Annotated in this window: 4 protein-coding genes; all 4 read left to right on the top strand. The window is 39.9% G+C overall.

Translation table 11 applies throughout. The features are described 5' to 3' along the window. The first annotated feature begins 527 nt into the window (after window positions 1–527). Window positions 528–1,172 carry a hypothetical protein gene (locus JCM9140_RS21340; RefSeq protein WP_034751483.1) on the top strand — a complete coding sequence of 215 codons (645 nt, stop codon included), beginning with the start codon at window positions 528–530 and terminating at the stop codon, window positions 1,170–1,172. Window positions 1,173–1,635: 463 nt separating this feature from the next. Beyond that, a complete protein-coding gene (locus tag JCM9140_RS21335; protein WP_034751482.1) occupies window positions 1,636–2,190 on the top strand; it encodes a DUF2179 domain-containing protein in 555 nt (184 codons plus the stop codon). Between the two features lie 360 nt (window positions 2,191–2,550). After that, window positions 2,551–4,242, top strand: a complete 1,692-nt coding sequence (locus tag JCM9140_RS21330; RefSeq protein WP_034751481.1) for a methyl-accepting chemotaxis protein — start codon at window positions 2,551–2,553, stop codon at window positions 4,240–4,242. A 370-nt stretch (window positions 4,243–4,612) separates the two neighbouring features. Next, window positions 4,613–5,473 carry a transporter substrate-binding domain-containing protein gene (locus tag JCM9140_RS21325; protein WP_052002471.1) on the top strand — a complete coding sequence of 287 codons (861 nt, stop codon included), beginning with the start codon at window positions 4,613–4,615 and terminating at the stop codon, window positions 5,471–5,473. The last annotated feature ends 133 nt before the right edge of the window (window positions 5,474–5,606 follow it).

Below are 5,606 nucleotides of genomic sequence, written 5' to 3'. Positions count from 1 at the left end.
ACAACCGGACAATAAATCAGTCGAACTGGACAATAAATAGACGCAACTGGACAATAACAACATGATTTCTCTACAAACCTGCCATTTTTGTGGATAAAAGATCATGGGAACTTCCGAAAACACCCTAGTAAACTCACAAAAAAGTGAATAACCTACTGTTTATGCACGGCTTTTTCCACATTTGAGCGTTTACCCACAGGCAAGAGGCCAATACCACTAAAGAAAACGGTTACATATCCACAACTTATCCACGAACCAGACCAAGAATGGGTCAACGTGGGTCAGGGGGACAGGTTCCTTGACCCTTTTTTCTGTTTAATGGAGAAGATTCTTTTATAGGTTTTGTTAGAATTTTTCAAGTATATATTCTGTTATAGCAACTAGTTCAGAAGCCCTGAATGAAAAATAAACTTGTCACTAAAAGGGGCGGTGGAACTTGTTCGTCCGACCTCGATTGGTAATTTGCTTCTAGGTAGTTTATGATAGAAGTAGTCTTTTTTTCAAAAAGACAGACAGGGGCTGGATAAATGAGTGATTCTCATCAGTTAGTCAAGGCAGGTTATCACCTTTTTATAGAGTACTGTGAAAAGGATAAGGATTTCCTTATTAAAGGAAACGACGTTATGAAAAAGTTTAAAGTTCGATGCGAACGCTATGTAAAGGATGAAGATGACGCTTTATTTGAAACGTCATTTTTAATTAGTGGTTTGAAAGACTTTGCTGCATCTGGATCAGCTGCAGTGGCGCAGCCGAATTTCATTGCTTTTATGGAATTACCAGAGACAAGAATGAAAGTGAAACAGTTGATAGAGCTACGGTTTTGTGGAGAGAGGGCAAGTGAATGGTTGCCGAAAGTAGAAGAACTTAATTTGCAAGGCGATTTGTTTGCTTTCGTCGAATCAAACGGTGGTTTGAAGCCACACCTCTTTTTTCACAGATTCCATAATTTATTGTTTCCGAACCAATCAACCGCCATTGGAGAAGGAACAAGACTCAAACAAACCGCAGAAATGTTTGGGATTGTTAATCGAAAAAAAATGTCCTCCATTCGAATGCAAGCTGCGGTTCGAAATCGTTCGAACAGTTATTTACGTGAAATGGGCGTTTTTGATGAGTTAAGTGATTTCGCAAAAACAGCGATCCCGTGGTTCGTCTACGAAGCCGCGCAATAATTGGGTCAGGGGGACAGGTACCTTGTCCCTTTTTTTGTTTGAATCGGAATCAGGATGTCGCGTGGCGTGGCTGGACAATAAAATGTGGTTTGCGGACAATAAATGGCTGGATCTGGACAATAAATCTTTGAAACCGGACAATAAATGGCCGTAAGTCGACTATAAATCGAAAATGGTAAGTCGATTTCCAATAGCAGAGCGATTATAAAGAGGGGAAATTGTCCTTTTTGTTAAGATACTAGTTAAATTAATAAAATTTGTGAAGAAAAACATCACAGTTTCTCTATTCGGAACTAAAGTTTAGCCGCTTTGGTTCCTTTTTTATTGTGTTAAAACTGGGTCAAGGAACCTGTCCCCATGACCCACCCAAAAAGATTTTACCAATTACTCCAAATCACTAGCCCCGCTTACTATACATTGTTACACTACATGAGTTGAGTATTTTTAGAAGGAAGGTGAGACGATGCTTCAAGCATTGATTATTTTCGTTGCCCAGCTGTTATTTGTTCCCGTCTTAACACTGCGAACGATCATGATGGTCAAGGGAATGAAAGAAAAAGCAGCGGCTCTCGGGATTCTTGAAGGGATCATCTATGTGGTGGCACTTGGAATCGTGTTTAGTGATTTATCGAATTATTTAAATATGGTTGCCTATGCGTTAGGTTTCGGTATTGGTGTATATATTGGTCAAATTATTGAGCAAAAATTAGCGATTGGCTATGTATCGATTGAAGTGAATATTATGAATCGTAATGATGAATTAACAAGCCGTCTCCGTGATGAAGGGTTTAGCGTATCGGCCTCAGAAGTAGAAGGCATGCACCAAGCTCGTAGGTACCGTTTAGACTGTACGGCTAGACGCGATCGCGAGGATGAGTTTATCCAGCTTGTCAGTCAATACGAGCCGAATGCGTTTATTATTTCGTATGAGCCTCGTAACTTTAAAGGTGGGTATATTACAAAAGCAATGAAAAAAAGAAAAGCGAAACGTGATAAGCGAGAAGCTCGCGTTTCGTAGCGGGTCAGGGGGACAGGTTCCCTGACCCTTTTTGATGTCTATTTCGAGGGGGGCTGATAATGAATGGCTCAAACTCGACAGCAAATGAACCATTCGGACCATAAACAGCCAATTTCTTGAAGATGATGCGGCCCCGCCCCTGTGACCCACAGTTAGAGGAGACGCTTACAAGATCCACTATTCTGAATAATGTTCGGTTAGTATATTTGAGGAATTGGTTGTGGTATTATTTTAATAGTAAAATTATCCTATTTAGGTATATTAATGATTAAATGTAAGAGTGATTAAGTTATTTATAGCTCTAAATACCTATAAGGTGCAAGGGGTTCTTATTCACTTAAAAAAAGGAGACATACTACCATGAATTTCACAATTAAACAAAAACTTATTGGAAGCTTTTTGATCGTGTCAATCATTTTCGGACTAGCTTCGTTTCTGTCCTATCAGAATATGAAAAAGACAAATGAATCGTATGATTATCTAATTGAAACAGTATCTGAGATCAGATCTGTGGCTCAGTCGATTCAAACGAATAATGCTTTGCAGGTGGGCTACTACCGAGCCTATATGCTATACGGTGATCAAAGCTATAAAGATCTACTTAATGAAACAAATGCGAGAATTGATTCTTTTATTGAGCAAGGAAAACAGTTATCTACATTGCAAGAGACAATAGATCGATTAGATGCAATAGCTGTGGCAAATAATGCATTTAAAGTAGCTTCAAATGAGATCATGAATGATTCTGTAGCAAATAAAGAAGAAGCGATAGCTGATGGTTTAAGAGAGATTGTCCCAATTAGTACAAGTTTGACGGAGGAGACCCAGTCTTTACACCATTGGTTAAAGGAAGACATTCTTGAACCACGAACAGAACAAACGAAAAGTTCATCTGCAGCTGGCTTGGCAGAAGTCTTGGTGCTGAGTATTTTAGCAACATTAATTGCAATAGGTAGTGGAATAGTGATTTCGATCTTAATTTCAAGACCAATTGTAAGATTAGGGGGAATTGCGAAGCAGGTTGCTGAGGGAGATTTAAATGTAAAAACATTAAAGCTAAAAAGCAAAGATGAAATTTTCTTCTTAAATCAGTCGTTTGAACAAATGACCAACAACTTACGTGAGATGATCGGGGGAATTGCCAATAGTTCCGAACATGTTGCAGCTTCTGCCGAAGAGTTAAATGCTAGTGCTGAGCAATCCAGTAAGGCAACAGAAGCCGTTGCCTCATCAATTCAAGAGGTAGCAGGTGGTGCAGAAGTGACGACAACAAAACTTGAGAGTAATACAAAGGCGTTAGGCGCTATCCGTCAATGGATCACTCAAATTTCCAACAGCTCATCAGCTGTTTCAGAACTATCAAGGCAGACCACAACAGAAGCAGAGGAAGGAGACCGTTTTGTTGAAGAAAACTTAAAACAAATGAGGTTTATTCACGATTCGGTTGGCCGTTCCAATCAAGTTATCGGTTCTCTTTCAGAGCGCTCTCAAGAAATTGGAAAAATTCTAGATGTGATAAGCGGAATTGCCGATCAAACGAATTTATTAGCATTGAACGCAGCAATTGAAGCTGCTAGAGCGGGAGAACATGGCAAAGGTTTTGCTGTGGTGGCAGATGAAGTTCGAAAATTAGCAGAACAATCACAGGAATCAACAAAAACGATTGCCGAATTAATTAGAGTGATCCAGAATGATACGGAAGAATCCGTTCAAATCATGGGAGAAGTGATGGCTAATGCCGAAAAAGGTGTAAAAGTATCCGAACAAACTTCCAATAAGTTTACTCAAATATTAACGAGTACGAAAAACATTACGCCACAAATTGAAGACGTGACAGCAACCGTTCAACAGATTTCTGCGAATATAGATGAGGTGTCAGTCTCCGCAAAAGAAATATCAGAGCTTGCCAAGGCCAACTCCTCAAGCTCTGAAGAAGTAGCTGCCTCAACAGAAGAGCAACTAGCATCAATGGAAGAAATAAGCTCATCAGCAGAAGCTCTAGCTTCTATGGCAGAGGAGTTAAAGACAATTGTAAATCGATTTAAGTATTAAGTGGTTTCGGACAGGAACCTTTTCCCAGCAATCAAGAGTCAGCCGAGAGTTTAAGGCGAGGCTCTTTTTTGTTTTTGAGCATTTGGATAAGAAACAGGCGGGTTCTTATCCCGAAAACTGGGTCAAGGAACCTGTCCCCATGACCCACTCTTTTTGTAGAATCTTATCGAATCAGGAGCATCTTTTTCTATTCAGGAGCATTTTGGATGATGAAAGACATGACAAGCGCCTACTGTAAGTAACCATTTTTTACACGTGAATACCATAATTTACAGAATTTGCTTTAAATTTTAAATACATATAAAGTTTAATGGGTCAGGTTATCTTACGTAGGAAAAAAGTTGGTATATAAAAAAAGGGGGCTATAAAATTGAATAGTAGTTTGAAAAAAATGTTGATGGCGTTATTGATGGTGGCATTTGTGACGATGCTTGCTGCTTGTGGAACGGCTGAAGAATCCTCTGCAGGTGAAGCAGAAGTGGATGAGCCAGCTACAGAAGAAACTGAAACAGAAGGTACAGAAGAGGATGCTGCGGAAGCAACAGAGCCTGAAGAAGTACGTGAAGTTAGTGTGGCGGTCGTACAAGACTACCCTCCATTTGAATATGTAGTGGATGGCGATTTAGTTGGTTTTGACATTGATATCATAGAAGCAATTGCTGAAAACCAAGGTTTAGAAATAAGCTGGGAAATTATGCGATTTGACGGAATTATTCCAGCATTGCAAGCCAATCAAGTAGATGCAGCGGTTTCTGCGATTACGATTCGTGAAGATCGTGCAGAAGTGGTTGATTTTACAGCACCATACTTTGAATCTGGTTTATCTTTAGTTGTTCCAGTAGACAGTGAGATTAATAGTGTTGAAGATTTAGAAGGTGCGCAGCTTGTTGCCAAGCAAGGTACATCTGGTCTTGAAAAAGCAAGAGAGTTTGCTGAAGAGTATAACGGCGATGTAACGGTTCTTCAAGAAGATGCAACGATGTACATGGAGATCATTTCTGGAAACGGTGATGCGATGATCAATGACTATCCAAGTGTGGCATACAAAATTGCCCTTGATGGTGATGACTCTGATGTTCGTATCATTGGCGATCGTCTAACTGGGGAAGATTACGGAATTGCTGTTTCAAAAGGAGCGGAAGGCTTGCTAGAGATTTTTGATGCAGGTCTTGCTGAAATCATGGAAAACGGCACATACGACGACATTTACAATACCTATTTTGCAGAGTAATAGATGAAGAAAGAAGGTGTGACTGTTACGGTCTCACCTTTTTTCGCAAGGTTGCTGTGAAGAAAGTTTTTTCTCATAGTGAAATGGAGCGGAAGTCACTCGACTCCTGCGGGAAATAGAGGTAGGGCCGAGA

This window comes from Halalkalibacter wakoensis JCM 9140 (assembly GCF_000513095.1).
Classification (GTDB): Bacteria; Bacillota; Bacilli; order Bacillales; family Bacillaceae_D; genus Halalkalibacter; species Halalkalibacter wakoensis.
Note: the sequence above shows the minus strand (reverse complement) of the source record. Positions and strands in the feature narration are given on the sequence as shown.

Excerpts from the sequence above, each read along its gene's own strand:
- JCM9140_RS21330 (WP_034751481.1), top strand. The coding sequence starts at position 2,551 with ATGAATTTCACAATTAAACAAAAACTTATTGGAAGCTTTTTGATCGTG.
- JCM9140_RS21340 (WP_034751483.1), top strand. The coding sequence starts at position 528 with ATGAGTGATTCTCATCAGTTAGTCAAGGCAGGTTATCACCTTTTTATA.
- JCM9140_RS21335 (WP_034751482.1), top strand. The coding sequence starts at position 1,636 with ATGCTTCAAGCATTGATTATTTTCGTTGCCCAGCTGTTATTTGTTCCC.